Consider the following 26,666-nt stretch of genomic DNA (forward strand, 5'->3'; position numbering starts at 1 on the left):
AGGTTATCCTTGCATCTGCGGCTTGTGCGCGGTGACGTGAATATAGCGGCCAAGACTGACAAAAGGTTCCTGACGGCAATACCGCGTTTCTAATTCTGTTAAGGTGTCAAAACAGTCACGCTGTTTGTGTTTTTCACGCAGATAATCATGAAACACCCTGACGCCCGTTTTCCCGGTTATCTGCCAGCCAATCTCTTCCAGCCAGCCATACACCTGCTGCGGATCGCGCGGATAATCCGGGGAAAGCGTGCGTTTTTTCTTTTTTGGCATCCCGACCTGAACATAGTCGAAGTTACCCGCAACCATGTTGTGCATCAGGAAGCCGTTAGCATTGTAGAACATCAGTGACAGCGTACCGCCCGGGCGCAACATCGACCACAGGGTGCGTAACACGCTTTGCGGATCGGCAACCCACTCCAGCACTGCATGAAACAATATCAGATCAACCTGGGTTTCCAAATGCTGTGCGATGTCCTGAGCGGCGCATTGTATAAAATGCATGTTGTCGCTCACACCTTTCTCTTCTGCGGCACGCGTCGCACGCGCGATCATCTCAGCAGAAAGATCGCAAAGCGTTACGTGATGACCGCGCTGGGCCATTTTGATAGCCGTCTGCCCTTCACCGCCGCCAGCGTCCAGCACGCGCAACGTTTGCCCCTCAAACGAGGCCAGGATGTTGTCCAGATCCTGCCAGAGGATCGTCTGACGCAACTGCCCTTTCGTGGTGCCATAAATGTTGCGCGAAAACTTTTCCGCGATGTCATCAAAATTGCGATCCCGCATTGGGAGAGTTCCACTCGCTAACTGCAAAACCGCTATTTTGTCACACCCGCGCGGAGAATGAACCTCTCTGGTGTAATATCACGAGTAATCACCTGCTATATGGTTAAAAAAGGAACCAAAAAGGATGCTTTTTACCCTGAAGAAATACATTGGGGGGATGATGCTTCCCCTTCCACTGCTGCTTATCATTATTGCGCTAGGGCTGGCGCTGGTGTGGTTTAGTCGCTTTCAGAAAAGTGGCAAAACCCTTATTACCGTCGGCTGGCTGGTTCTGCTGTTGCTGAGTCTGCAGCCGGTCGCGGATAGCCTGTTACGTCCTGTCGAAAACAAGTACCCGACATGGCAGGGTCATCAGGAGGTGAAGTATATCGTGGTGCTGGGTGGGGGTTACACCTGGGATCCGAACTGGGCCCCCAGTTCAAACCTGATTAACAACAGCCTGCCTCGACTGAACGAAGGCATTCGCCTGTGGCTGGCGAATCCGGGATCGAAAATGATCTTTACCGGTGCGGCGGCAAAAACAAACCCGGTCAGCACGGCCGAAGCCGGAGCCAGAGTGGCTGAATCGCTGGGTGTACCGCGTTCCGCTATCATCACGCTGGACAGCCCAAAAGACACTGAAGAAGAAGCTGCAGCCGTGAAGCAGGCGATTGGCGATGCCCCGTTCCTGCTGGTTACGTCCGCCTCGCACCTGCCGCGGGCGATGATTTTCTTCGAAAGAGTTGACCTGCATCCCCTCCCCGCGCCGGCTAACCAGATGGCCATCGACGCGCCGCTTAACCCGTGGGAACGGGCGATCCCGTCCCCGGTATGGCTGATGCACAGCGATCGTGTCGGTTACGAAACGCTTGGACGCCTCTGGCAATGGCTAAAAGGCGCGTCAGGCGAGCCAGGGCAGGAGTGATTTCGTGGCGAGATCGAAGTTGGCACGATTAAAACGGCCAGTATTGACCAGTTGCGCCACTTCATCCCAGAGCAGATAGAGCCAGCGGCGCCAGAGAAACGCTTCTGCAACCGGCGCGCGCTGGAGATAATGCCAGAGTAACCCCTCTGCGGCCCCGCTGTCGCTGAGCCTGAACAACTCGTACTCGCGCGGTGCCCAGAGCATGATCCCTGGCCCTACCATTGCCAGAAGCTGGTCGCTGCGAGGGTCTTTCAGCATGCTGCGCAGGGTAAAATTGCCGTGAACCAGCACGCAGTTGTCGTTAAAGCCGTCAAACAGCGCGGGCAAACACTCCCGGGTGCGGAACAAAATACGTTTGTCCTGCATGGTCAAACCGGTGTTATTAAACTGGTTAAGGGTGCCCCACAACACTTCGACCCGCTGGCGGTACCACAGTGGCCACAGGTTTTCCTGGGTGCTGTCTACCGGCCCGACGAGCCCACCGCTGTCTTGTCTGTGCCAACCCAGTAGCGCCTCGACAATCTGATCTTTCAGCTGTTCCCAGCGTTCCGGTGAACGAGCCGGCGCTTCCACAGGCACGCCACGTAACCGCTCAATCAGCAGGACATCGGGGCCGGGGTGTTCTTCATGCGTCATCACGCCATACACCGTCGGCATGCGGACGGTCCCTTGTCGCGCAAGCATCGACATTTTCCAGGCCAACTGCCTGGCAACGCCCGGCGAGGTAAAACTTCGGGCCATCAGCGGCATTGGGTTTCCCTGGCTGTCATATAACGACCAGAGTGCGGTATCTGCCTTTTCGTTCACACACTCAACCCTGCTTAACTTCTCACCCAGCAGATGGCTCAGTTCAGCACGCAGCTGTTCCATATGAGATTACCCCCATTAAGACTACTGCTTTTATAATGAGCGCGCGGACAGAAGATGTCACCCGACAGAGATCAATTATGGAAAAGAAAGGGAAAATAACCTGGAGAGAACATCCCCCCGCAAGGAGGGATGCGGGCGCTATTAACGCAATTCGGCGCGGACGCGCTCAAGATCTTCCGGGGTGTCAACACCCGTACCTGGCACTTCCTGCGCAACGGCAACGTGGATTTTTTCCCCGTACCAGAGCACGCGGAGCTGCTCCAGCATTTCGATATGCTCCAGCGGGCTGGGTGCCCAGGTAACATAACGACGAATAAAGCCAGCACGGTAGCCGTAGATCCCCAGATGACGCAGGAATGAATCACCAATGGTCTCTTTTGAAACCGCAAAACGATCACGATCCCAGGGAATAGTGGCGCGAGAGAAGTAGAGCGCATAGCCCTCGGCATCCATCACCACTTTCACCGCGTTCGGATTAAACGCCTCTTCAGCGTGGAGCACAGGTACCGCGAGCGTAGCCATACCGACCTGGCGCTGCGCCAGGTTTTCCGCCACCTGGCGAATAATGACCGCCGGGATCATCGGCTCGTCGCCCTGTACGTTAACGATGACCGTATCATCACTAAAACCGCATTTCTCAACCACTTCTGCCAGCCGCTCTGTGCCGGACTGGTGATCGGCGCGGGTCATGCACACTTCTCCGCCAGCCGCCTCAACCGCACGGGCAACGTCCGGATGATCGGTTGCCACGATAACGCGCTCAGCACCGGACTCACGCGCACGTTCAAGGACATGCACAATCATCGGTTTGCCGTTGATATCCACCAGCGGTTTACCCGGCAGACGGGTTGATGCATAACGCGCAGGAATAATGACAACAAAACTCATGGTTTGCTCTCTTCTGCCACCAGGGAGCGGGCTTCGTTTTCCAGCAATACCGGAATACCGTCGCGCAGCGGGAATGCCAGACTGTCCAGCTTGCAAATCAGCTCTTGTTTGTCCTGGCTGTAATAAAGTTTGCCGTTGCACACCGGGCAGGCAATAATTTCAAGTAAACGGTGATCCATAGTTCCTCCGTATGGGTAATCGCTAAAGCTTAACACATTCCTTTTTCAGGGAGTGTCTGTTTCCCAGCCACGTCGACAGGTGCTAAACAACCCGTCAGGCACCCGACCCAGCGCCACGTCGTGGGCCCCCTGCCAGCATGCGAATTCGCTAATGGCGGAGGTTAATCCTTTTTCCAGCGCCGCGGTGGTCTTGATCCCCTCTTCAAGATAGAGCGCGATAATCTCCAGCGTGCCGGTTTTGCGGTGCATTTTGGCGTCCATTCGACCGACCAGTTGCCCTTTGTGCAGCAGAGGCAACACAAAGTAGCCGTACTGACGCTTTGGCGCGGGGGTGTAACACTCAAGCCGATAGCTGAAATTAAACAGCTGTTCGGCCCGTTTTCTGTCCCACACGACCGGATCGAAAGGCGATAACACCGCGCTGTGGGTTGCCTGAAGCTTACTTTCCAGAGCCTGGGGTAAGAGCAGGAGGAGATCCGAATGCAGCCACATGTCCCCGAGGGTTTCTACCGTGACGGGGATAACACGATGTTCACGCTGCCACATTTCCAGCAGCGGTTTCAGGGCCGGCTGGCGAAGGCGATAGTAATCCGCCAGCCACTGCGGCCGGAAAATGCCCAGACTGCGGGCGCTGTTCTCCAGCATGATAGCTTCCGCTGCCTCCTGGGTGAGTAAGTCACGCTCATCGTCCCAGTGGGGCATCACGCGGTGCGTCAGGTCATACACGCGCTGAAAATTACGCCGTTCAATCACCATGACTTTGCCGGACGTAAACAGTCCTTCAAGGTGGCGTTTGTGCGGCTTCCACTCCCACCAGCCGCTGGTCCCTTTTCTCGGATGTTCAAAATCGGCGGAACGTACAGGACCGTTTTGCTGAATATGCTCGATAAGCTGTACAATTTCAGTCGCGTGCTCCTGCATCCATTCCTGGCGGTATTTCCAGCCCATCTTTTCGGGGGCCAGCATGCGATGGCGAACCAGGGCAAAATCGCTGCGCGGCAGGAAACAGGCCTCGTGCGCCCAGTACTCCATTAAGTCCCCCTTACTGAGCGCGTCATCCAGCCACTGAGGCGGATAATTCCCCAGCCGACTAAACAGCACAAGGTAAGGGCTACGGGCCACGATATTAATGGTGTCAATTTGAAGGAGCGACATGCGCTGAACGGTAGAGAGAATATCGGCGGGCTGCGCGCGGCGGCGGGGCTTTTTGAGCAGCCCCTGTGCGGCAAGGTGCAAATGACGTGCGGCTGAAAGCGAGAGTTGCGGTAAAGACATGCGTTTTCCTGTCAGTCAAAGCGCCACCAGAACCGCGTAAGCCATTACTGCACTAACGCAATCAGTTCCTTGAGCAATTGTTCCGGTTGCTCACCGCTGAGTTCAGCGTCAACCGGCAGATACCACCAGTTATCCTTCGCAAAGGCACGGCATTTCACCGCATCTTTTTCAGTCATGATTAGCGTCTGCCCCGGCGCAGTCAGGGCCGCGACCTGATCTGGCACCAGCGCCTGATGATCGGCCAGCGGAACGCGTTTTTCAAGCCGGGCACCACACTGTTCCAGCGTCGCGAAGAAACGCGGAGGATGACCGATACCCGCCATGGCCACCAGCGCGGGTAACAACGAGACAGCACTGCGCTCTCCGGTCAACAGATTCACCGCCATTCCCGGCCTGAGATGCATAGGGATCTCACCCGGTTTGGCCTCTCCACCGTTAACAATCACCGCATCAACGGACCTGAGACGCGAAGCGCGTTCGCGCATTGGCCCGGCGGGTAGCCACCAGCCGTTACCGAACCGGCGAACCCCGTCAATGACCACAATCTCTTTATCACGCGCCAGCGCGTAATGCTGCAGACCATCGTCAGTAATAATAATGTCTACCGTGTGTTCGGCAAGAAGTGCCTGAACGGCATCACTGCGTACCGGGGAAACCGCAACAGGTGCACCTGTACGCTGGTATATCAATACTGGCTCATCACCCGCTTCAGCGGTCGTAGTTTCCGCCGTCAGCAACAGGGGATACTGCGCCGCTTTTCCGCCATACCCACGCGATACCACGCCTGGGCGTATACCGCGTTTTTGCAGTTGCTCCACCAGCCAGATCACCACCGGTGTTTTACCGTTGCCGCCAGCCGTCAGGTTACCCACCACGACAACCGGCACCGGCGCGCGCCATGCTTGCTTCAACCCCAGACGGTAAAGCAGACGAATGGCGCCGCTCACCAGGCCATAAAGCCAGGAAAGCGGCAGAAGCAGCAGCCACAGCGGTGATTCACCGGACCAGATGCGTGCAATCATTCGCCGAATTGCATCTTATGCAGTTGGGCGTAAACGCCGCGGTGCGCCAGCAAATCAGAGTGGCTTCCGCGTTCGACAATCACGCCATCTTCAACAACAACGATTTCGTCAGCCTGCTCGATAGTCGACAGACGGTGCGCAATCACCAGCGACGTACGGTTCTTTTGCAGCTCATCCAGCGCAGACTGAATGGCACGTTCAGATTCCGTATCCAGCGCAGAGGTTGCTTCATCCAGAATCAGAATCGGGCTATCACGCAACAGCGCACGAGCAATGGCGATACGCTGGCGCTGGCCACCGGAGAGCAGTACACCGTTCTCACCGATAATGGTATCCAGACCGTTATCCATCTTGTTGATAAAGTCCATCGCATAGGCCATACGAGCGGCCTTTTCAATCTCCGCACGGCTGTACTCTTCTGTACGCGCATAGGCAATGTTATTTGCCACCGTATCGTTGAAGAGATGCACATTCTGGGAGACCAGCGCCACCTGGTTACGCAGCGACTGCAGGGTATACTCCCGCAGGTCATGGCCATCCAGCAGGATTTCACCCTCGTCGATATCATAGAAACGGGTGATCAGGCTGGCGATGGTGGATTTACCTGAGCCAGAGCGGCCTACCAGCGCAACGGTTTTACCCGCGGGAATGGACAGGTTGATGTTACGCAAAGCCGGCGTTTCGCGGCCAGGATAGGTGAAAGTCACATTGCGAAATTCAACATCGCCGTGGGCGCGTTCAATCTCGCGTTTACCTTCATCTTTCTCCTGTTCGGTATCCAGAATGCTGAACAGGGTCTGGCAGGCAGCCATCCCGCGCTGGAACTGAGCGTTGACGTTCGTCAGTGATTTCAGCGGACGCATCAGGGCAATCATCGATGAGAAGACCACGGTGATGGTACCTGCCGTCAGCGTCTCCATCACGCTCGGGAAGCTGGCCGCATACAGAACAAAGGCCAGCGCCAGAGAAGCGATCAGCTGGATGATAGGGTCAGAAATTGAAGAGGCCGAAACCATTTTCATCCCCTGCAGACGCATTTTGTTGCTGACTTTATCAAAGCGTTTGGTTTCGACTTCCTGCCCGCCGAAAATCAACACCTCTTTATGCCCTTTCAGCATCTGCTCAGCGCTGGTCGTAACCTGGCCCATCGTGTTCTGCATATTCTTACTGATGTTGCGAAAACGCTTTGAAACGACGCGAATAGCAATAGAGACAACCGGTGCCAGCACGATAAGGATCAGTGACAGCTGCCAGCTGTAATAGAACATCATGATGAACAGACCAATAATCGATGCACCTTCACGCACCACGGTAATCAGCGCGTTGGACGACGATGATGCCACCTGCTCGGAGTCGTAGGTAATACGTGACAGCAAGGTACCGGTAGACTGCTTATCAAAGAACGCTACTGGCATGCCCATCATGTGGCCAAACAGCCGACGGCGCATGGTCATAACGACTTTCCCGGAAACCCAGGAGATACAGTAGCTCGAAATGTAGCTGGTGATACCGCGTAAGATCATCAGTCCAATAACCACCAGTGGCATCCATATCAGCACTGAGCGATCTGTTTTACCAAAACCGTCATCCAGTAACGGTTTGAGAAGCGATAACATAAACGTATCGCTGGCTGCGTTGAGGACTAACGCTACACCCGCCACGATCAAGCCTGCTTTAAAAGGTGCAATCATCGGCCAGAGTCGGCGGAAGGTTTGCCACGTGGAGAGATCTTTGTCGTTATGCATTCAAAAAACCAGCATCTGTTGAAATAGCCGCATATTCTACCCGTTATCTCCGGGCGCGCCAAACCACTGATGATACCAACGCGGTAAATATTCATCACGTACGCGCTGTATTTGCCATCGATGTTGCGAGAATGTCACCGATATTTGTCCAGAATGGGGGGTATCGTGCCAGATATAGCCCTCTTTTCGATAACGTCTGATAACTTTTGCCGACGGAAAATGCCATGCGTTATAGCGGGCCGCAGAATCGAGCGCGATCCTCCCCTCTACCCGCTGCACCAGTGGCAATGATGAAGACGTATTGCTGCCATGATGGGGTACCTGTATTACAGTGGACGTCAGATGACGCCAGTAATGGCTAAGCATAGTCTGTTCCGCTTGCGCTTCAATATCTCCCGTAAGCAACGCACTTTGCTCACCGTCGTCGATTTTTACCACACAGGAGCGATTGTTCCCCCTTTCGGAATAGCCCTCAGGTGGCCAGTGGACGGTGAAGGTTAACCCCTCCCATATCCATCTCTGCCCGCGAAAACAAGGCCGATGTTCCGCCCGGCCTAACGGGCTTCTTATCCATAATGTGGGCCATGTTTTTTGCAGCGTCGCCAGGCCGCCCGCATGGTCGAGATGCTCATGACTGAGGATGACGCCTTCTGGTTGCAAATGGTGCCAGCGTAGCCACGGAATGATTAACTGCCGGGCGCTATCACCACCCGGCCAGGCGAGCCCGGTATCATAAAGAAGGGCTTTGCCATGGCGTTCAATGACCATTGCCAGTCCCTGCCCCACATCCAGCATATGCAGTGTCCAGCCCTCACTCCTCACCGTTCGCCAAAGCGGAAATGCCAGTAAGATACTCCCTGCCAGACAAACTGCAGGAACGGATTTCCAGGCATGAAAGCGCCAGCCGATAATGGCAAGCCAGGGCAATAACGTCAGGTATTGCCATCGTTCATCTACATTCTGCCAGCCATCCGGCAGGCGCATCAGCATCCAGAACAACCCCCCCAGGGATTTATCGGCTGCAAACCAGAGGGCACTTTCCAGCGCCGTCAGCGGCAACAGATGAAGCAACATTCCGGCCAGGATCAGCGGTACGCAGACAAAAGTGACCAGGGGGACGGCAAAGAGATTAGCCACCAGGGAAGAGAGGCTAAACCCATGAAAAATCAGCACCTGTAATGGCATGAGCAGAAGCAACATGCCGGTTTGCAGATAAAGAAGATTCACCAGAGGCTGTAACCAGCGAACCCGGTGCCCGCGAGGAAGAGGCAGCCACTGAAACCAGAAAATCAGCGCGGCGACGGCAAAAGCTGAAAGGGCCAGACTTTGAGAAAGCACGGCTAAGGGATCGCTTATCAGGATTGCCGCGATACAGCAACACCACACCTGCCAGGGAGACCACTGACGGGCGCCAATGCGCAATGCCGCCAGCACGGCAAGTGCGATAACCGTTCGCAATGCGGGCGGTTGCAGCCCGGTAAGCCAGGCGTAGAAAGCGGCAAAGAGCAACCCGGCCAGGAGAGGAATCTGCCAGTGGATCCAGTGGCCCGGCATCAAAAACTGAAGCCCACGCGCAAGTAACCAGACGATGGATGCGGCCAGCGCAATATGCAGACCCGAAATTGCCATCAGGTGCAACGTGCCGGTGTCGCGCATCAGATCTTTTATTTCCCGGGGCACCTCCAGACGTTCTCCCATCCCCAGCCCAAGCATAACCGCGCCCCAGTGAAAAGCAGAAAGTCGCTGTTGCAGTGACATCAGGTACTGAGCACGCACGCTGCAGTTTTCATCGACGATTTTCGCCTGTGTGAAACGTCCGCTGAGCGTCTGGTGTCGGGCAAAGGCGCTTCGCTGGGGATCATATCCCCCGTCGTTTAGCTCGCCATGCACAGGCCGGAGCCTGAGCGTCATGGCCCAGCGCTGACCGGCACACACCTTTTGCGGCAGGTAATTGCCATACAGCGTCACGCCCGTGGATGCCCACCAGCGTTGACCATCGACACGCAGAATGTTGCCCTGATGCATTGTTGCACCATCGGTGGCCGTAATTTCTATCTCTGCCTGCACTGCTCCCGTCGTTAAATGTTGCATCGGCCAGACGCTTTCCTGCGCAGCAAGAAGACCCCAGACACAAAATAACACCATGATCCCCATATACTTCAGGACGTTGTGTCGCTTGGCGGCCAGCGCTATCCCACCGGCTATCATTACCCACACGGTATGACGTTCAGGCAGGACGGGTAACCAGAGTAACGGCATGATCGCCAGAATGGCGCAAAGACTTATCGCGGGAATGCCCATTACTACCTCCCTGTTTGAGGGTGACAGTATGGAAGCAGGCAGGGTGAGTCGTCAGCCAGAAGAAACGCGGTTTACAGCGGGCGCTGAAACATTTTTATCCGTTTGCAGAAAACAAAAGGAAAATTGCGCGGCATCTTCAGAATAAAAGCGACAGGCACAAAAAAAGCACCCGCAGGTGCTTTCTTTCGAACCCAGTTTAGCGCTGATGGCTAAACTCAGTTGCCGTAAATGTTGGCGCGATCGCGCAGTTCTTTACCCGGCTTAAAGTGTGGAACGTACTTACCTTCCAGTTCGACTTTATCGCCAGTTTTCGGGTTACGCCCGGTACGTGGAGCACGATAGTGCAGAGAAAAACTACCGAAACCGCGGATTTCAATGCGCTCGCCCTGGGCAAGAGTGGAGGCCATATGCTCCAGCATCTCTTTTACGGCATCCTCCACTGCTTTCGCAGGGATATGCGGTTGCTGACTGGCAAGTCTTTCAATCAATTCTGACTTGGTCATGATTCCTCCGGTTCCTTTCAAACCAATTAGCTGAACAGCTCATTAAACAAGGGCGGCCGTAGCCGCCCTTTGTTATTGATTACAGGACGAATCCTCTAATCTGTCAAGTTTGCTCCTCATCCTTCTCGCTGTAAATGCGTTACAGCTCAAAATGATGCGGACAACCTGATATTACTCGCCTTTAGCTGCTTTGAAAGCTTCAGCCATTGCGTTGTTAGAGAAGTTTGCATCTTCCTGTTTGTTAACAGTGGCGATTGCATCTTTCTCATCAGCTTCGTCTTTAGCACGAACAGACAGGCTGATTGCACGGTTCTTACGGTCAACACCGGTGAACTTAGCTTCAACGTCGTCACCAACGTTCAGAACCAGAGTGGCATCTTCAACGCGGTCACGTGAAGCTTCAGAAGCACGCAGGTAACCTTCAACGCCGTCAGCCAGTTCTACGGTTGCGCCTTTAGCGTCAACTGCAGTGACTTTACCGTTTACGATTGCGCCTTTCTTGTTCAGTGCAACCCAGTTGTTGAACGGATCTTCTGCGAGCTGTTTAACGCCCAGGGAGATACGTTCACGCTCTGCGTCAACCTGCAGAACAACTGCAGCGATTTCGTCGCCTTTTTTGTATTCACGAACTGCTTCTTCGCCTGCAACGTTCCAGGAGATGTCAGACAGGTGAACCAGGCCATCGATGCCGCCGTCCAGGCCGATGAAGATACCGAAGTCAGTGATAGACTTGATTTTACCTTCAACACGGTCACCCTTGTTGTGGGTTTCCGCGAACTGCTGCCATGGGTTGTTTTTGCACTGTTTCAGGCCCAGGGAGATACGACGACGTTCTTCGTCGATATCCAGAACCATAACTTCCACTACATCACCAACGTTAACAACTTTGGATGGGTGGATGTTTTTGTTGGTCCAGTCCATTTCGGAAACGTGCACCAGGCCTTCAACGCCTTCTTCGATTTCAACGAAGCAGCCGTAGTCAGTCAGGTTGGTAACGCGACCAGTCAGTTTAGTACCTTCTGGGTAACGCTTAGCGATAGCTACCCATGGATCTTCGCCCAGCTGTTTCAGGCCGAGGGATACACGAGTACGCTCGCGGTCGAACTTCAGCACTTTAACAGTGATTTCGTCGCCCACGTTCACGATTTCGCTTGGGTGCTTAACGCGTTTCCACGCCATGTCGGTGATGTGCAGCAGGCCATCAACGCCGCCCAGGTCAACGAATGCGCCGTAGTCAGTGAGGTTCTTAACGATACCTTTGACTTCCATGCCTTCCTGCAGGTTTTCCAGCAGCTGATCGCGTTCTGCGCTGTTTTCGGATTCGATAACGGCACGACGGGATACAACAACGTTGTTACGCTTCTGGTCCAGCTTGATTACTTTGAACTCAAGCTCTTTGCCTTCGAGGTGCAGGGTGTCACGGACTGGACGAACGTCTACCAGAGAACCTGGCAGGAACGCACGAATACCATTCAGCTCAACAGTGAAGCCACCTTTAACTTTGCCGTTGATAACACCGACCACAGTTTCAGCTTCTTCGTAAGCTTTTTCCAGCGTGATCCAAGCTTCGTGACGTTTAGCTTTTTCACGGGAAAGCAGGGTTTCGCCGAAGCCGTCTTCTACTGCATCCAGAGCAACGTCAACTTCGTCACCAACCTGGATTTCCAGCTCGCCCTGGGCGTTTTTGAACTGCTCTGCCGGAATGGCGGACTCAGATTTCAGACCGGCGTCAACCAGTACTACGTCTTTGTCGATAGCAACAACAACACCACGAACGATGGAACCCGGACGGGTTTCGATTGTTTTTAAGGATTCTTCAAATAGTTGAGCAAAAGATTCAGTCATGTTTAATCTTCAGGTTAATATAACGTCCACCTGGCTCCGTGCCGGATGGGGTTGTTTCACATACCCGCCGTCAATCCATTGCAGCGGGGGTACTGCTAAATCGGTCGCAATTACGCGAGTGCCAGTTTTTGGCGCGCATATTGTAGCGCTTTTTCAATCACTTGCTCAATAGTTAAACTGGTTGAATCCAGAACTAATGCATCTTCTGCAGGAACAAGTGGGGCGACGGCGCGGTTACGATCGCGGTCATCGCGCTCTTTTATCTCGGACAAAAGGCGATCAAAGTTAACACTAAACCCCTTTTCCTGCAACTGAAGCATGCGGCGTTGAGCCCGTTCTTCCGAGGAGGCGTCGAGGAAAATTTTCACTGGCGCATCAGGGAAGACAACGGTTCCCATGTCACGCCCGTCAGCGATCAGGCCAGGCAGTTCACGGAAGGCGCGTTGACGGCGCAGCAGTGCTTCACGCACGCGCGGGAAAGCGGCAACCTGTGAAGCGGCATTCGCCACGTCCTGAGTCCGAATTTCACCGCTGACATCTTCACCTTCGAGAATCACTTCCAGATTTCCGTTGGTTGAGATAAAGCGAACATCAAGATGGGTAGCCAGCGGAACCAGCGCGTCTTCGGAGGCCACATCAACATGGTGATGCAGCGCCGCAAGCGCTAACACGCGGTAAATAGCACCAGAGTCCAGCAGATGCCATTGCAATGCTTCCGCCATTGCCTTGCACAAGGTGCCCTTTCCTGCACCGCTTGGGCCATCAATGGTTATGACCGGGGCAATTGCCGTCATCTTTATCTCCTTAAACAGGCATACCGTTAACGTAAACGCCGCGCATTATACGCGCCAATGCCCACAATCGTTAACGTTGTGTGCAAAAACGCGAATTACAGGTATTTAGATGAAGAATTATTGCGCAATGATACTTCTACATCGTTCGCGTTGCTTGCCGGCGGCAGGCGCACATCTTCAGAAGTGTAGATCATCACGTCAATGAGTGGGAACGGTGTAAGCGCGCCAGCACAGAGGCTGGCGCGAAGGCAAATCAGGCAGGGGTACTGATACGCGCCAATTGCTCGAAGTAGTCCGGGAAGGTTTTCGCCGTACATTTCGGGTCGAGAATGGTCACAGGCGTATCGGAGAGCGCCACCAGCGAGAAGCACATTGCCATGCGGTGATCGTTATAGGTGCCGATTTCCGCAAATTGCAGTTTTGCCGGAGGCGTGACGCGGATGTAGTCTTCGCCCTCCTCCACTTCGGCGCCCACTTTACGCAGTTCGGTCGCCATCGCGAACAGACGGTCGGTCTCTTTTACGCGCCAGTTGTAAATGTTACGCAACGTCGTGGTGCCTTTTGCGAAGAGCGCCGCCGTGGCAATGGTCATCGCCGCATCCGGGATATGGTTCATGTCCATATCGATAGCGTTCAGCTCGCCATGGGTGCAGGAGATGAAATCATCGCCCCAGGTAATCGTGGCGCCCATTTTTTCCAGCACGTCAGCAAAACGGATATCGCCCTGAACGCTGTTACGGCCAATGCCGGTCACTTTCACCGTACCGCCCTTAATCGCCCCTGCCGCCAGGAAATAGGAGGCAGAAGAAGCATCACCTTCCACAAGGTAATGACCCGGAGACTGGTACTGCTGCGCACCGCGAACCACGAATTGCTGATAAGCGCGGTTTTCCACCTCAACCCCAAAGGTTTTCATCAGGTGCAGCGTAATATCAATGTACGGTTTAGAGACCAGGTCGCCTTTGATGGTGATGACCGTATCCTGTGGTGCCAGCGGCGCAGTCATCAGCAGAGCCGTCAGGAACTGGCTGGAGACGCTGCCATCCACCTCGACGTTACCGCCATTGAAACCACCGCGCAGACGCAGAGGCGGGTAATTTTCCTGCTCCAGATACTCAATCTGCGCGCCGCCCTGGCGAAGGGCATCCACCAGATGGCCAATGGGACGCTCTTTCATGCGTGGCTCACCGGTCAGCACAATATTGTTGCTGCCCAGGCACAGGGCCGCCGCCAGCGGGCGCATCGCCGTCCCCGCATTACCCAGAAACAGTTCACGCTCTTCAGCCGAGCGTAACGCGCCGCCGTTGCCGGTCACTTCACAGCGGGTGCGGTCGTCAGACAGCGTGTAATGAACTCCCAACGCTTTCAGCGCATTGAGCATATGGCGCACGTCATCGCTGTCCAGCAGGTTTGTGAGGACGGTGGTGCCGTTTGCCAGAGCTGCCAGCAGCAGAGCGCGGTTCGAGACACTTTTTGAACCAGGCAGATTAATGGTGCCATCTACCCGCGCGATAGGTTGTAACGTCAGGGATTCCATGAAACTTAACTCTCAACTCAACATAATAAAAACCCCGCAGCAGGGCTACGGGGGTGAAAAACAGCGTAATTAACCGTGGCGACGTTCGAAGTCGATCATGAAATCGGTCAGGGTTTTAACCCCTTCCAGCGGCATCGCGTTATAGATAGAGGCACGCATACCGCCTACAACACGGTGGCCTTTCAGCGCATGCAGGCCTGCAGCGAAGGACTCTTCAAGGAAGACTTTATCCAGGTTGCTGTCCGCCAGCTGGAACGGCACATTCATACGAGAACGGTTAGCTTTCGAGACATCGTTACGGTAGAAATCGCTCTTATCGATCACGCCATACAGCAGGTCGGCTTTCTGCTGATTGATTTTGTCCATCTGCGCCACGCCGCCGTTTTGCTTGAGCCATTTAAAGACCAGGCCAGAGAGGTACCAGGCAAACGTAGGGGGGGTGTTGAACATGGAGTCGTTATCGTTGAGGACCGTATAATCCAGAATAGACGGGCAAGACTGATGGGCTTTACCCAGCAAATCTTCGCGCACGATGACGATCGTCAAACCCGCCGGGCCGATATTTTTCTGCGCACCCGCATAGATAACACCGTAACGGCTGACGTCAATTGGCGCGGACAAAATGGTAGAGGAGAAATCGGCTGCAACCACGACGTCTTTACCGAAGTTCGGGGTCTCGTCGATGGCAATCCCGTCGATGGTTTCATTTGGGCAATAGTGCAGGTACGCAGCGTTATCAGAGAGCTGCCATTCGCTCATCGGCTTCACGGCACGCAGGCCATCAACGGTAATTTTGGCGTCGATAACATTTGGCGAGCAGTACTTTTTGGCTTCTTTAACCGCACTTGCCGCCCAGTAACCCGCATCAACGTAGTCTGCCGTGGTTTTGTCGCCGAGGATATTCAGCGGGACGCCAGCAAACTGACCGCGGCCACCGCCGTGGCAGAACAAAACTTTGTAGTTTGAGGGAATGTTCAGCAGATCGCGAAAATCCTTTTCTGCCTCTTCCGCCACCTGAATAAACTCTTTACCACGGTGGCTGATTTCCATCACCGACGTACCCAGACCGTTCCAGTCACAAAGTTCCTGTTGAGCCTGTTTAAGCACGTCTGCCGGCAACATCGCCGGACCTGAACTGAAATTAAAGACTTGAGCCATTTCCCCTCACCACGCTAAAAGCAATAAGTTATAACTGTGGATATCGGTTTTATCATTCAGTGACACGCGCCGCAATGTCTAAAACTTATGACCGGTGAAATGTGTCCCGCGTCACACAATACAATCTGCCACCTCTCTGCGGCAAAACCGACAATATGGCTGTCAGGTAAGGCGTTTGGCCCGGCTAACCTTCGTCCATTCCGGATTTGTACAGCGGGGACATAATTGATGATCGCCCGGCTGCATCGCCACAACATGGCTACATCTTATACAGGCATATTCGCCTGACTCAGGCACGGTCGTGAAACGCTCAATAAGCATATCCGGCAGAATACAGAGCCCCGGCTTCACCTCGTCGTCAGCATAGTAATAGACGCTGATTTGCCCGTTCGTTTCCATGATTGCCAGCCGCACCTGCCCGAGTTGTTCAACGCTATTCAGACGCAGTTCCATAAAAAACTCGAACTCGGTCATGTTGGCACTCTGTACATTTTCCCAGGCCAGCCGCCCGTTCTCGACGATAACCACCGGCTTCCCTTCGAGAAGATCTTCCAGCTTTTCACTTTTCGACATCAGCCACATGACAAGCCGGTAAAGTAGCGCCAGTGAGACAAAAACGATAAAGACCGGCACCATCGGCACATCGTCGTAAAAGGCAACATCCCCCGCCGCTGAACCCAGCGTCAGAATAATCAGCACCTCAAAGAGGGACATCTGCCGGACGCCACGCCGCCCGGTGATTTTGAGAAACAGAAAGACCAATACAAAGGTATACAGGCTGCGCAGGGCCACTTCGCCCAAAAATTCGGGAGGAACTTTATCAAACGCCATCCGCTGGAGATCAAATGCTTTCATTTTTCTATGCCTTAACAGTAAGTTACTGTCTGTAAGCATAGTCGAGTCTTTTATTTTCGCCGAAGATAGCACCTGTCACGCAAAACCCGTATCATTGCGCGCTTTACGTACGATAAAAGTGAACGCCATGACTCAAACGTTTATCCCCGGCAAAGACGCCGCTCTGGAAGATTCCATCGCTCGCTTCCAGCAGAAACTGACCGACCTGGGCTTTAATATCGAAGAAGCCTCCTGGCTCAACCCGGTGCCTCATGTCTGGTCCGTGCATATTCGCGATAAAGAGTGTGCCCTGTGCTTTACCAATGGTAAAGGCGCGACAAAAAAAGCGGCACTGGCCTCTGCGCTGGGTGAGTATTTTGAACGTCTGTCGACCAACTATTTCTTCGCCGATTTCTGGCTGGGTGAAACCATCGCCAACGGCCCGTTTGTGCACTATCCGAACGAAAAATGGTTCCCGCTGCCTGAAGACGACGCGCTGCCGGAAGGCATTCTCGACGCGCGTCTGCGTGCGTTCTACGATCCGGAAAACGAACTGACCGCCAGCATGCTGATCGATCTGCAGTCCGGCAATGAGGATCGTGGTATCTGCGCCCTGCCGTTCACGCGTCAGTCTGATGAGCAGACCGTCTATATCCCGATGAACATCGTTGGCAACCTGTATGTGTCCAACGGTATGTCTGCCGGTAATACCCGTAATGAAGCGCGCGTACAGGGGCTGTCTGAAGTCTTCGAACGCCACATTAAAAACCGCATCATTGCCGAATCCATCAGCCTGCCTGAAATTCCGGCTGACGTGCTGGCGCGCTACCCGGGCGTGGTGGAATCCATCGCCAGGCTGGAAGCGGAAGGTTTCCCAATCTTTGCCTATGACGGCTCACTGGGCGGTAAATACCCGGTTATCTGTGTGGTGCTGTTTAACCCTGAAAACGGAACCTGCTTCGCCTCCTTCGGCGCGCACCCTGACTTTGGTGTGGCGCTGGAGCGTACCGTCACCGAATTACTGCAGGGCCGTGGCCTGAAAGATCTGGACGTGTTTACGCCACCGACCTTTGACGATGAAGAAGTGGCCGAGCACACCAACCTTGAAACCCACTTCATCGACTCCAGCGGTTTGATCTCCTGGGATCTGTTTAAGCAGGACGCGGACTATCCGTTCGTCGACTGGAGCTTTGCAGGTACCACCGAAGAAGAGTTCGCCACGCTGATGGCTATCTTTAAGGCGGAAGATAAAGAAGTCTACATCGCTGACTACGAACACCTTGGCGTGTACGCCTGCCGCATTCTGGTGCCGGGCATGTCCGACATCTATCCGGCAGAAGACCTGTGGCTGGCGAACAACAGCATGGGCGCGCACCTGCGTGAAACCCTGCTGGCCTTGCCGGGCAGCGAATGGGAAAAAGAAGATTACCTGAACCTGATCGCGCAACTGGACGAAGAAGGCCATGATGACTTCACCCGCGTACGCGAGCTGCTGGGTCTGGCGACCGGTAAAGATAACGGCTGGTATACCCTGCGTATCGGTGAGCTGAAAGCAATGCTGGCACTGGCTGGTGGCGATCTGGATCAGGCTCTGGCCTGGACCGAGTGGACTATGGAGTTTAACCAGTCTGTCTTCTCTGCCGAGCGCACTAACTACTATCGCTGCCTGCAAACCCTGCTGCTTCTCGCGCAGGAAGAAGATCGTCAGCCGCTGCAATACCTGAATACGTTTGTTCGCATGTACGGTGCTGACGCCGTTGAAGCCGCCAGCGCAGCACTGAGCGGTGAAGCGCCGTTCTACGGTCTTCAGGCTGTGGATAGCGATCTGAAAGCCTTCCCGGCACATCAGTCTCTGCTGAAAGCGTATGAAAAATTGCAGAAGGCGAAATCCGCTTACTGGTCAAAATAAGCGCATATAACATTATCAGCTGTAGGCGTATTCAATCGTCTGGGCTATATTACGGGGCAATTTCATTGCCCCGTTTTTTATTTTTTTCGGCAATGACTGTTGATTGTAATAATAAAGTTAAATATGGGTAAATATAATAATATTTACCTGGGCTTTACTGTTACTTTTTATGGTAATTACTCCATATTAATTAACTGTTGCAGAGGTGGCCGAAAGAAATAATTCAACTCTTTTCATAACTTTTAAAATTTATTTTTATACGGATAATCAAATACTTACTCCGCTTTTGCTGTAAATCCATACACATTGCGGGCCTATAAGCCAGGCGAGATATGATCTATATCAATTTCTCTTCTATAATGCTTTGTTAGTATCTCGTCGCCGACTTAATAAAGAGAGAGTTAGTGTGAAAGCTGACAACCCTTTTGATCTTTTACTCCCAGCTGCTATGGCCAAAGTTGCCGAAGAAGCGGGTGTCTATAAAGCAACGAAACACCCGATGAAGACGTTCTATCTGGCGATCACGGCTGGTGTGTTCATCTCTATCGCGTTTGTCTTCTACATCACTGCCACCACCGGTACTGCCGCGATGCCTTTCGGCATGGCGAAACTGATTGGCGGTATTTGCTTCTCACTGGGACTGATTCTTTGCGTCATCTGCGGCGCCGACCTCTTCACTTCTACAGTGTTGATTGTCGTGGCAAAAGCCAGCGGAAGAATTACCTGGGGTCAACTGGCGCGCAACTGGCTTAATGTCTATGTTGGCAACCTGATTGGCTGTCTGCTCTTTGTTCTGTTGATGTGGCTCTCTGGCGAGTATATGACCGCCAACGGTGGCTGGGGACTCAACGTCCTGCAGACCGCAGACCACAAAATGCACCACACATTTATCGAAGCCGTTGCTCTCGGCATCCTCGCTAACCTGATGGTCTGCCTGGCTGTCTGGATGAGCTACTCGGGTCGTAGCCTGATGGATAAAGCCATGATTATGGTTCTGCCGGTTGCGATGTTTGTTGCCAGCGGCTTCGAGCACAGTATTGCGAACATGTTTATGATCCCAATGGGAATTGTAATCCGCAACTTTGCAAGCCCGGAGTTCTGGACTGCTGTTGGTTCAACCCCGGAAAGTTTCTCTCACCTGACTATTATGAATTTCATTACTGATAACCTGATCCCTGTCACTATCGGGAACATTATCGGTGGGGGTCTGTTAGTTGGGTTGACATACTGGGTCATTTACCTGCGTGGCGACGACCATCATTGATGGTTATCTCAGGCAGTAAATAAAAAATCCACTTAAGAAGGTAGGTGTTACATGTCCGAGCTTAATGAAAAGTTAGCCACAGCCTGGGAAGGTTTTGCGAAAGGTGACTGGCAGAATGAAGTAAACGTACGTGACTTCATTCAGAAAAACTATACCCCGTATGAAGGTGACGAATCCTTCCTGGCTGGTGCAACTGACGCGACCACCAAGCTGTGGGACAGCGTAATGGAAGGCGTAAAACTGGAAAACCGCACTCACGCGCCAGTTGATTTTGACACCTCCGTTGCTTCTACCATCACTTCTCACGATGCTGGCTACATTAACAAAGCCCTTGAGAAAATCGTTGGTCTGCAAACTGAAGCACCACTGAAACGTGCGATCATCCCGTTCGGTGGTATCAAAATGGTTGAAGGTTCCTGCAAAGCGTATAACCGCGAGCTGGACCCAATGCTGAAAAAAATCTTCACCGAATACCGCAAAACCCACAACCAGGGTGTATTCGATGTTTACACCAAAGACATTCTGAACTGCCGTAAATCTGGCGTTCTGACTGGTCTGCCAGATGCCTATGGCCGTGGCCGTATCATCGGTGACTACCGTCGCGTTGCGCTGTACGGTATCGACTTCCTGATGAAAGACAAATACGCGCAGTTTGTTTCCCTGCAGTCTGATCTGGAAAACGGTGTAAACCTGGAAGCGACTATCCGTCTGCGTGAAGAAATCGCTGAACAGCATCGCGCGCTGGGTCAGATCAAAGAAATGGCGGCTAAATATGGCTGCGATATCTCTGGTCCTGCAACCAACGCTCAGGAAGCTATCCAGTGGACCTACTTCGGCTACCTGGCCGCTGTTAAGTCTCAGAACGGTGCAGCAATGTCCTTCGGTCGTGTATCCACCTTCCTGGATGCTTACATCGAACGTGATATGAAAGCGGGCAAAATCACCGAGCAAGACGCTCAGGAAATGATTGACCACCTGGTCATGAAACTGCGTATGGTTCGCTTCCTGCGTACCCCTGAATACGATGAGCTGTTCTCTGGTGACCCAATCTGGGCAACGGAATCTATCGGTGGTATGGGTGTTGATGGCCGTACTCTGGTTACCAAAAACAGCTTCCGCTTCCTGAACACCCTGTACACCATGGGTCCTTCTCCGGAGCCGAACATCACCGTTCTGTGGTCTGAAAAACTGCCTCTGAACTTCAAGAAATTCGCCGCTAAAGTGTCCATCGACACCTCTTCTCTGCAGTACGAGAACGATGACCTGATGCGTCCGGACTTCAACAACGATGACTACGCTATCGCATGCTGCGTAAGCCCAATGGTTGTTGGTAAACAAATGCAGTTCTTCGGTGCGCGTGCAAACCTGGCGAAAACCATGCTGTACGCAATCAACGGCGGCGTTGATGAAAAACTGAAAATGCAGGTTGGTCCTAAGTCTGAACCAATCAAAGGCGACGTTCTGAACTTCGATGAAGTCATGGAGCGTATGGATCACTTCATGGACTGGCTGGCTAAACAGTACGTCACTGCCCTGAACGTTATCCACTACATGCACGACAAGTACAGCTACGAAGCCTCTCTGATGGCGCTGCATGACCGTGACGTTATCCGCACCATGGCGTGTGGTATCGCAGGTCTGTCCGTTGCGGCTGACTCCCTGTCTGCAATCAAATATGCGAAAGTTAAACCAATTCGTGACGAAGACGGTCTGGCTGTTGACTTCGAAATCGAAGGCGAATATCCGCAGTTTGGTAACAACGACTCTCGCGTTGATGACATGGCGGTTGACCTGGTTGAACGTTTCATGAAGAAAATTCAGAAACTGACCACTTACCGTAACGCTATCCCGACTCAGTCTGTTCTGACCATCACGTCTAACGTTGTGTATGGTAAGAAAACCGGTAACACCCCAGACGGTCGTCGCGCAGGTGCGCCATTCGGCCCAGGTGCTAACCCAATGCACGGTCGTGACCAGAAAGGTGCTGTTGCCTCTCTGACCTCCGTTGCTAAACTGCCGTTTGCTTACGCGAAAGATGGTATCTCTTACACCTTCTCTATCGTGCCAAATGCGCTGGGTAAAGACGACGAAGTACGTAAAACTAACCTCGCGGGTCTGATGGATGGTTACTTCCACCACGAAGCGTCCATTGAAGGTGGTCAGCACCTGAACGTGAACGTAATGAACCGTGAAATGCTGCTTGATGCGATGGAACACCCTGAGAAATATCCTCAGCTGACCATCCGTGTATCCGGCTACGCAGTACGTTTTAACTCCCTGACGAAAGAACAGCAGCAGGACGTTATCACCCGTACTTTCACTCAGTCCATGTAAGTGGAATTGACTGAAATCACGCGTTAAAAGGCGTACAATAAAGGCTCCACATACGTGGGGCCTTTTTAACACTCTCTCCATCACAGTCTCTTTTGTCCGCTATCTATACTCTATGGATAACAGCCAAAACAGACTTAAACACAGCCGGTTTTGAGCTGTGCATACACAGGCCCCGGACGGGCCGATGCTGGAGATATCACCGCAATGTCAATTATTGGTCGCATTCACTCCTTTGAATCCTGTGGCACTGTCGATGGCCCGGGTATCCGCTTTATCACCTTTTTCCAGGGCTGCCTGATGCGCTGCCTGTACTGCCATAACCGTGACACCTGGGATACGCACGGCGGCAAAGAAGTGACCGTCGAAGAACTGATGAAAGAGGTGGTGACTTATCGTCACTTTATGAACGCATCCGGCGGCGGCGTAACCGCTTCCGGCGGTGAAGCCATTCTGCAGGCCGAATTCGTGCGCGACTGGTTCCGCGCCTGCCGCAAAGAAGGCATTCATACCTGTCTCGATACAAACGGTTTTGTCCGCCGCTACGATCCGGTCATTGATGAACTGCTCGACGTCACCGACCTGGTGATGCTCGATCTCAAACAGATGAACGATGAGATCCACCAGAATCTGGTGGGTGTTTCCAACCACCGTACGCTGGAGTTCGCCAAATACATCTCCGGGAAAGGCATCAAAACCTGGATCCGCTATGTTGTTGTACCTGGCTGGTCAGATGATGACGATTCCGCGCATCGGCTGGGAGAATTTACCCGCGATATGGGCAACGTTGAGAAAATTGAGCTTCTGCCCTACCACGAACTGGGTAAACACAAGTGGGTCGCCATGGGCGAAGAATATAAACTCGATGGCGTTAAGCCGCCGAAGAAAGAGACGATGGAACGCGTGAAAGGTATTCTTGAACAGTACGGCCACAAGGTAATGTATTAAGAAAAGGCCCGGTGAGAACCGGGCCTTTTTTATATTATCTGAAGACGCCATTAATAATGGTGGTCACAACCGCAGTACTCAGCGCAATTAAGACCAGATCGTCACCGACGACACGCCATTCATAGCCAGGATAGGAAGGAAGCTGGCCCAGCATAGAAGCCGGCACGGTTTTCTTCGCAATGCCCGGAGGGAGCGGTTTACCGCGTGCAAGGTTTTTCGCAATACCCGGAGGCAGTGACTCATAACCTGTTAAGCCGTAATTGAGTGCCAGGTGACGGGCATGATCGAAGCTCACACGGGCGTCGACATCGTCACTGACGCTTTTATTCGATTTACCTGGATTTTCCTGTCCGTTATTTTGTTTATTACCGTGGGTACCGGAATTTCCGTTGCCATGACTACCGGAATTGCCGTGACTGCCGCCATTACCTTGTCCGCCACTGTTCCCGTGACCACTGCCATTCCCGTTACCCGGGTTAGCCATGACCGGAGCTGCAGCAAACGTTAAAGACAACACTACTGCCAGAGCGGTAGTGGTAAAACGACGAGTAGACATGATTGTTGCCTTTTAGTGATATAACTCACCTGAATTATCGCCTGGTGCAATAAACAAACAATACGTAAAAGTCTTATATGTGATGGGGACAAAAAAGCCAGTCATCGACTGGCTTTTTATTAATCAGGCATGCGCCACAGGCGTCGGGTGTTCTCCCACTTTGCGCAGCAGCATTAAGAGATAAATAAACGATACGCTGGCGATCATAATAAACAGCAAATTGTCGGAGTAATTCTGCATCAGCATCGCGGTAAAGGTCGGTCCCAGCAGGCTGCCGATGGTATAGCTCAGTAACAACGCCTGGTTCATTGCCACTAACTGGTGGTGTTCAACTTTCTCACAGGCCCAGGCCATCGCGACCGGATAGAGCGTAAAACCTGCGGCACCCAGAATAAACAGCGCAGGCGCCATCGCCGCATTGCTGAGCATGGCGAGACAACCCATGATCACCACAAAAACCTGAACACGCAGCACCAACAGGCGACCAAAGCGATCGGCCAGGCGTCCAATCGGCCACTGACCGACAATCCCCGCACTCACCATCACCGCCATCCAGAAACCGATCCCGGAATCGCTGACGCCCTGATGGTTCAGATAAAGCGGCATCAGGCCATACAGTGAACCAAGCACAATTCCGGAGATAATACAGCCGTTAACGCCAAGACGCGCCTGACGCAGTCTCAGCATTGGCCAGACGTGGGTTGCTTCCTGGTGTTCGCTGTTCTGGTTCACAATGCGCGTAAAGAGCAGCGGCAGGATTGCCGCCAGCACCATTCCCGTCACCCACGGCAGAACGCTCATCAGGTCGGTTGGCAGTTTGCTCACCATCAGTTGACCAAGCACGGTACCGATGTAATAAACCATCATATAGGCTGCCAGCAGGCGTCCGCGGTTACGTGACGTGCCGCTGCACATCAGCGCGCTTTCAACCACCACCCAAATCATCGCGCAACCCACTCCGGCGATAAAGCGCCATACCATCCAGCTCCAGAAGCCGACCATCAGGCCCAGCCCGGCACATCCGACAGCGAAGAGCAGCGAGGCCAGATAATAGCTGCGGTTAAAACCAAAGCGTTTAATCAGGCTTCCTGTAACCAGCGTACCCAGCAGGTTGCCGGTAAAAAAGGACGAGCTGACCATACCCACCTGCCAGGTCGGTAAGTTTTCATGGGCGAGCCACAGCGGGACGAGCGTATTTAACACTGCGATCGCCAGGGTCAGCAGAAGCAGGCCACAGAGCAATAAAAGCACTGGCCGGGTATAGATGGTCATGGATTAAAAACCGTGAGGAAGTTCAGATTTCGTGCGCATCATGCCACTGGCAAAAACAAAGTCAATCCACTGATTTCACCGCCACGCACGATATGTTCCCTGTCGATTTAAAAAACTTATCCTGCTAATGCAACGCCTGCTATAGATATGAATTATGTATCTGTTTTTATTTATTAATGCCCGAAGTGAAAACAAAACGTCAGTCGAAAAATTTCATGATTAAAATAAAAAAAGCCGGGCGCTCCGTCCCGGCTTTATCTCACCCACTGCAACGTTAACTGGCGACGGCCATACCTACGGTCATATGCAAACCGTAGAACACACCGCGGCCGATCAGTTCACCTGCGAGGACCAGCACAAAAGCCAGTGACAGGAGCGGCAGCGCGGGTTGATACCCCTTAAGCTGAGGCACAATCCAGCACACCAGTGCCGCCACCAGCAGTACCACGCGCCAGGCCATCAGCGAGCCGTATGCCGGCACCAGGGCAGACGCCTGCTGAACAGAGCTGTGAATAGTTGCCAGCTCCGCGCCCTGCATCAGGGTGACGACTGCGCTCACCACCAGCGCCAGCAGTGAAACGACAGGCAGCAAACGCATCGCCCAACCGTCAACACCCGCGACGCGCAGCAGCATGAAGCCAAGAAGCGGCCCACCAATAAACAGCGTCAGGAAGAAGCTCATCGGCGTCCAGATGCTGTACCAGGTCGGCACGGTGTCGATGGTGTTATAGACCCGCACCATCATCCACACAAACACCACGCCCAGCACCATCGTGACAATCAGCCACACGCTGCGCAGCCCTGCCGGCAATTTCTTCAGTGCTGCCAGCAGCCAACCCAGCCCACCCACAGCAAAGAAGATCGCCCCGCTGGCGATTTCATTACTGAGTGACGACGTGCCCACCCGGTTCAGGGAGTTGAACGCGCGCATTGGCGAGCCGAGGTGCAACGTAGAGGCAATAAAGCCAATTCCCATCAGCACCCACAGGCCAAACATACTCAACACTAAACGTTGTTGTTGCTCAGCAGTGAGATTCCCTTTCAGCAGCGCCAGCGCGAGGACAATAAAACCGCCCGCCACACACTGCCCAAAGACCGTGAAGATCATCAGCGGCCATTCATGCCATCCACTTCCCATCTCACACCTCCTTCGGGTTTGCCAGGTAGCCGGTGGTATCCCCTGTCGGGCGGCTGTTGGCGTTAGGTTTAATCACGATGCTTGGCTTCGTGAAGTGCGCGGACGGCAGCGGCGCGACGGCCGCCAGCTGACCATGTTTTTTACGCAGCTCGTCGATAGGACCGAAGTCCAGCGCACGCAGCGGACAGGACTCCACGCAGATCGGCTTTTTGCCGTCTGCCACACGAGTGTGGCAGCCGTCGCACTTGGTCATATGCCCTTTGGCGGCGTTGTACTGCGGGGCACCGTACGGACAGGCCATGTGGCAGTAGCGACAGCCGATGCAGACATCTTCATCCACCACCACAAACCCGTCGTCACGCTTGTGCATCGCCCCGCTCGGGCAGACCTTGGTGCAGGCCGGGTCTTCGCAGTGGTTGCAGGCAATCGACAGGTAGTAGGCAAACACGTTCTGATGCCAGACACCGTTGTCTTCCTGCCAGTCACCGCCTGCGTATTCGTAAATACGGCGGAAGCTGACGTCCGGGGTTAAATCTTTGTAATCCTTGCAGGCGAGCTCGCAGGTTTTGCACCCGGTGCAGCGGCTGGAATCAATAAAAAATCCATACTG

General features: G+C 53.5%; 23 protein-coding genes. 5 read left to right on the forward strand and 18 right to left on the reverse strand.

The features are described from left to right. Nucleotides 1-3: 3 nt before the first annotated feature. On the reverse strand, nt 4-783 hold the full coding sequence (gene cmoM, locus F8561_RS09850) for a tRNA uridine 5-oxyacetic acid(34) methyltransferase CmoM (protein WP_032677804.1): 780 nt from the start codon (nt 781-783) through the stop codon (nt 4-6). Between the two features lie 124 nt (nt 784-907). On the opposite strand from cmoM, the gene elyC reads away from it, so the two are divergent. Then, entirely contained in the window at nt 908-1,687 is a 780-nt protein-coding gene (gene elyC, locus F8561_RS09855) for an envelope biogenesis factor ElyC (RefSeq protein WP_151887385.1), read from the forward strand. Here elyC and F8561_RS09860 read toward each other — a convergent pair. The 13 genes from F8561_RS09860 to F8561_RS09920 form a co-directional block, all read right to left on the reverse strand. Then, the gene (locus F8561_RS09860) at nt 1,664-2,557 is read right to left on the reverse strand and encodes a YcbJ family phosphotransferase (protein WP_014169395.1); all 894 of its coding nucleotides are present in this window, start codon (nt 2,555-2,557) and stop codon (nt 1,664-1,666) included. The two genes, elyC and F8561_RS09860, sit on opposite strands and share 24 nt — an antisense overlap. Nucleotides 2,558-2,698: 141 nt before the next feature. Next, complete coding sequence (kdsB, locus tag F8561_RS09865; RefSeq protein ID WP_014169394.1) at nt 2,699-3,445, reverse strand: 3-deoxy-manno-octulosonate cytidylyltransferase; 747 nt, start codon at nt 3,443-3,445, stop codon at nt 2,699-2,701. Then, the gene (ycaR, locus tag F8561_RS09870) at nt 3,442-3,624 is read right to left on the reverse strand and encodes a protein YcaR (RefSeq protein ID WP_006174474.1); all 183 of its coding nucleotides are present in this window, start codon (nt 3,622-3,624) and stop codon (nt 3,442-3,444) included. Before ycaR ends, kdsB begins: the two co-directional genes overlap by 4 nt. Before the next feature lie 45 nt (nt 3,625-3,669). Further along, nucleotides 3,670-4,899: a winged helix-turn-helix domain-containing protein gene (locus F8561_RS09875; RefSeq protein WP_108648516.1), complete on the reverse strand. Its 1,230-nt coding sequence runs from the start codon at nt 4,897-4,899 to the stop codon at nt 3,670-3,672. A gap of 44 nt (nt 4,900-4,943) precedes the next feature. Next, complete coding sequence (lpxK, locus tag F8561_RS09880; protein WP_047742476.1) at nt 4,944-5,921, reverse strand: tetraacyldisaccharide 4'-kinase; 978 nt, start codon at nt 5,919-5,921, stop codon at nt 4,944-4,946. Further along, nucleotides 5,918-7,666: a lipid A ABC transporter ATP-binding protein/permease MsbA gene (gene msbA / locus F8561_RS09885; RefSeq protein WP_020884816.1), complete on the reverse strand. Its 1,749-nt coding sequence runs from the start codon at nt 7,664-7,666 to the stop codon at nt 5,918-5,920. Before msbA ends, lpxK begins: the two co-directional genes overlap by 4 nt. A 36-nt stretch (nt 7,667-7,702) precedes the next feature. Beyond that, nucleotides 7,703-9,967: a ComEC family protein gene (locus F8561_RS09890; RefSeq protein WP_151887386.1), complete on the reverse strand. Its 2,265-nt coding sequence runs from the start codon at nt 9,965-9,967 to the stop codon at nt 7,703-7,705. Nucleotides 9,968-10,182: 215 nt separating this feature from the next. After that, entirely contained in the window at nt 10,183-10,470 is a 288-nt protein-coding gene (gene ihfB / locus F8561_RS09895; protein WP_008499965.1) for an integration host factor subunit beta, read from the reverse strand. Between the two features lie 171 nt (nt 10,471-10,641). Further along, the gene (gene rpsA, locus F8561_RS09900) at nt 10,642-12,315 is read right to left on the reverse strand and encodes a 30S ribosomal protein S1 (RefSeq protein WP_014169387.1); all 1,674 of its coding nucleotides are present in this window, start codon (nt 12,313-12,315) and stop codon (nt 10,642-10,644) included. Nucleotides 12,316-12,425: 110 nt separating this feature from the next. Beyond that, nucleotides 12,426-13,109, reverse strand: coding sequence for a (d)CMP kinase (gene cmk / locus F8561_RS09905; RefSeq protein WP_014169386.1), 684 nt, complete (start codon nt 13,107-13,109; stop codon nt 12,426-12,428). Nucleotides 13,110-13,362: 253 nt separating this feature from the next. Beyond that, nucleotides 13,363-14,646, reverse strand: coding sequence for a 3-phosphoshikimate 1-carboxyvinyltransferase (gene aroA, locus F8561_RS09910; RefSeq protein ID WP_025204553.1), 1,284 nt, complete (start codon nt 14,644-14,646; stop codon nt 13,363-13,365). A 69-nt stretch (nt 14,647-14,715) separates the two neighbouring features. After that, nucleotides 14,716-15,804 carry a 3-phosphoserine/phosphohydroxythreonine transaminase gene (gene serC / locus F8561_RS09915; RefSeq protein WP_044866179.1) on the reverse strand — a complete coding sequence of 363 codons (1,089 nt, stop codon included), beginning with the start codon at nt 15,802-15,804 and terminating at the stop codon, nt 14,716-14,718. Nucleotides 15,805-15,966: 162 nt separating this feature from the next. After that, nucleotides 15,967-16,659: a DUF421 domain-containing protein gene (locus F8561_RS09920; protein ID WP_020884820.1), complete on the reverse strand. Its 693-nt coding sequence runs from the start codon at nt 16,657-16,659 to the stop codon at nt 15,967-15,969. A gap of 127 nt (nt 16,660-16,786) precedes the next feature. Between F8561_RS09920 and ycaO the strand changes: the two genes are divergently transcribed. The 4 genes from ycaO (at nt 16,787) to pflA (ending at nt 23,090) form a co-directional block, all read left to right on the forward strand. Further along, nucleotides 16,787-18,547, forward strand: a complete 1,761-nt coding sequence (ycaO, locus tag F8561_RS09925; protein ID WP_151887387.1) for a 30S ribosomal protein S12 methylthiotransferase accessory factor YcaO — start codon at nt 16,787-16,789, stop codon at nt 18,545-18,547. A 406-nt stretch (nt 18,548-18,953) separates the two neighbouring features. Next, nucleotides 18,954-19,811, forward strand: coding sequence for a formate transporter FocA (gene focA / locus F8561_RS09930; protein ID WP_025204555.1), 858 nt, complete (start codon nt 18,954-18,956; stop codon nt 19,809-19,811). A 51-nt stretch (nt 19,812-19,862) separates the two neighbouring features. Then, a complete protein-coding gene (gene pflB / locus F8561_RS09935) occupies nt 19,863-22,145 on the forward strand; it encodes a formate C-acetyltransferase (RefSeq protein ID WP_014169380.1) in 2,283 nt (760 codons plus the stop codon). A gap of 204 nt (nt 22,146-22,349) precedes the next feature. Next, nucleotides 22,350-23,090, forward strand: a complete 741-nt coding sequence (gene pflA, locus F8561_RS09940) for a pyruvate formate lyase 1-activating protein (protein WP_020884823.1) — start codon at nt 22,350-22,352, stop codon at nt 23,088-23,090. A 34-nt stretch (nt 23,091-23,124) separates the two neighbouring features. On the opposite strand, the gene F8561_RS09945 is transcribed toward pflA, so the two are convergent. The 4 genes from F8561_RS09945 to F8561_RS09965 form a co-directional block, all read right to left on the reverse strand. After that, on the reverse strand, nt 23,125-23,646 hold the full coding sequence (locus F8561_RS09945) for an anti-virulence regulator CigR family protein (protein ID WP_020884824.1): 522 nt from the start codon (nt 23,644-23,646) through the stop codon (nt 23,125-23,127). A gap of 123 nt (nt 23,647-23,769) precedes the next feature. Then, nucleotides 23,770-24,918 (reverse strand): MFS transporter, encoded by a 1,149-nt coding sequence (locus F8561_RS09950; protein ID WP_014169376.1) that lies wholly within the window; start codon nt 24,916-24,918, stop codon nt 23,770-23,772. Nucleotides 24,919-25,192: 274 nt separating this feature from the next. Further along, nucleotides 25,193-26,056, reverse strand: coding sequence for a dimethyl sulfoxide reductase anchor subunit family protein (locus tag F8561_RS09960; RefSeq protein ID WP_151887388.1), 864 nt, complete (start codon nt 26,054-26,056; stop codon nt 25,193-25,195). 1 nt (nt 26,057) lies between these two features. Then, the coding region (locus tag F8561_RS09965) for a DMSO/selenate family reductase complex B subunit (RefSeq protein WP_113657089.1) at nt 26,058-26,666 on the reverse strand (609 nt) is incomplete at its 5' end.

Origin of the sequence: Enterobacter sp. 198, assembly GCF_009025585.1 — a bacterium.
In the GTDB taxonomy this organism is placed as follows: domain Bacteria; phylum Pseudomonadota; class Gammaproteobacteria; order Enterobacterales; family Enterobacteriaceae; genus Enterobacter; species Enterobacter ludwigii.

Coding starts and splice junctions, on each gene's coding strand:
- pflA (WP_020884823.1), top strand. CDS start 22,350: ATGTCAATTATTGGTCGCATTCACTCCTTTGAATCCTGTGGCACTGTC.
- msbA (WP_020884816.1), bottom strand. CDS start 7,666: ATGCATAACGACAAAGATCTCTCCACGTGGCAAACCTTCCGCCGACTC.
- F8561_RS09945 (WP_020884824.1), bottom strand. CDS start 23,646: ATGTCTACTCGTCGTTTTACCACTACCGCTCTGGCAGTAGTGTTGTCT.
- aroA (WP_025204553.1), bottom strand. CDS start 14,646: ATGGAATCCCTGACGTTACAACCTATCGCGCGGGTAGATGGCACCATT.
- lpxK (WP_047742476.1), bottom strand. CDS start 5,921: ATGATTGCACGCATCTGGTCCGGTGAATCACCGCTGTGGCTGCTGCTT.
- pflB (WP_014169380.1), top strand. CDS start 19,863: ATGTCCGAGCTTAATGAAAAGTTAGCCACAGCCTGGGAAGGTTTTGCG.
- ihfB (WP_008499965.1), bottom strand. CDS start 10,470: ATGACCAAGTCAGAATTGATTGAAAGACTTGCCAGTCAGCAACCGCAT.
- F8561_RS09890 (WP_151887386.1), bottom strand. CDS start 9,967: ATGGGCATTCCCGCGATAAGTCTTTGCGCCATTCTGGCGATCATGCCG.
- elyC (WP_151887385.1), top strand. CDS start 908: ATGCTTTTTACCCTGAAGAAATACATTGGGGGGATGATGCTTCCCCTT.
- F8561_RS09950 (WP_014169376.1), bottom strand. CDS start 24,918: ATGACCATCTATACCCGGCCAGTGCTTTTATTGCTCTGTGGCCTGCTT.
- rpsA (WP_014169387.1), bottom strand. CDS start 12,315: ATGACTGAATCTTTTGCTCAACTATTTGAAGAATCCTTAAAAACAATC.
- ycaR (WP_006174474.1), bottom strand. CDS start 3,624: ATGGATCACCGTTTACTTGAAATTATTGCCTGCCCGGTGTGCAACGGC.
- ycaO (WP_151887387.1), top strand. CDS start 16,787: ATGACTCAAACGTTTATCCCCGGCAAAGACGCCGCTCTGGAAGATTCC.
- F8561_RS09960 (WP_151887388.1), bottom strand. CDS start 26,056: ATGGGAAGTGGATGGCATGAATGGCCGCTGATGATCTTCACGGTCTTT.
- F8561_RS09920 (WP_020884820.1), bottom strand. CDS start 16,659: ATGAAAGCATTTGATCTCCAGCGGATGGCGTTTGATAAAGTTCCTCCC.
- F8561_RS09875 (WP_108648516.1), bottom strand. CDS start 4,899: ATGTCTTTACCGCAACTCTCGCTTTCAGCCGCACGTCATTTGCACCTT.
- kdsB (WP_014169394.1), bottom strand. CDS start 3,445: ATGAGTTTTGTTGTCATTATTCCTGCGCGTTATGCATCAACCCGTCTG.
- cmoM (WP_032677804.1), bottom strand. CDS start 783: ATGCGGGATCGCAATTTTGATGACATCGCGGAAAAGTTTTCGCGCAAC.
- F8561_RS09860 (WP_014169395.1), bottom strand. CDS start 2,557: ATGGAACAGCTGCGTGCTGAACTGAGCCATCTGCTGGGTGAGAAGTTA.
- serC (WP_044866179.1), bottom strand. CDS start 15,804: ATGGCTCAAGTCTTTAATTTCAGTTCAGGTCCGGCGATGTTGCCGGCA.
- cmk (WP_014169386.1), bottom strand. CDS start 13,109: ATGACGGCAATTGCCCCGGTCATAACCATTGATGGCCCAAGCGGTGCA.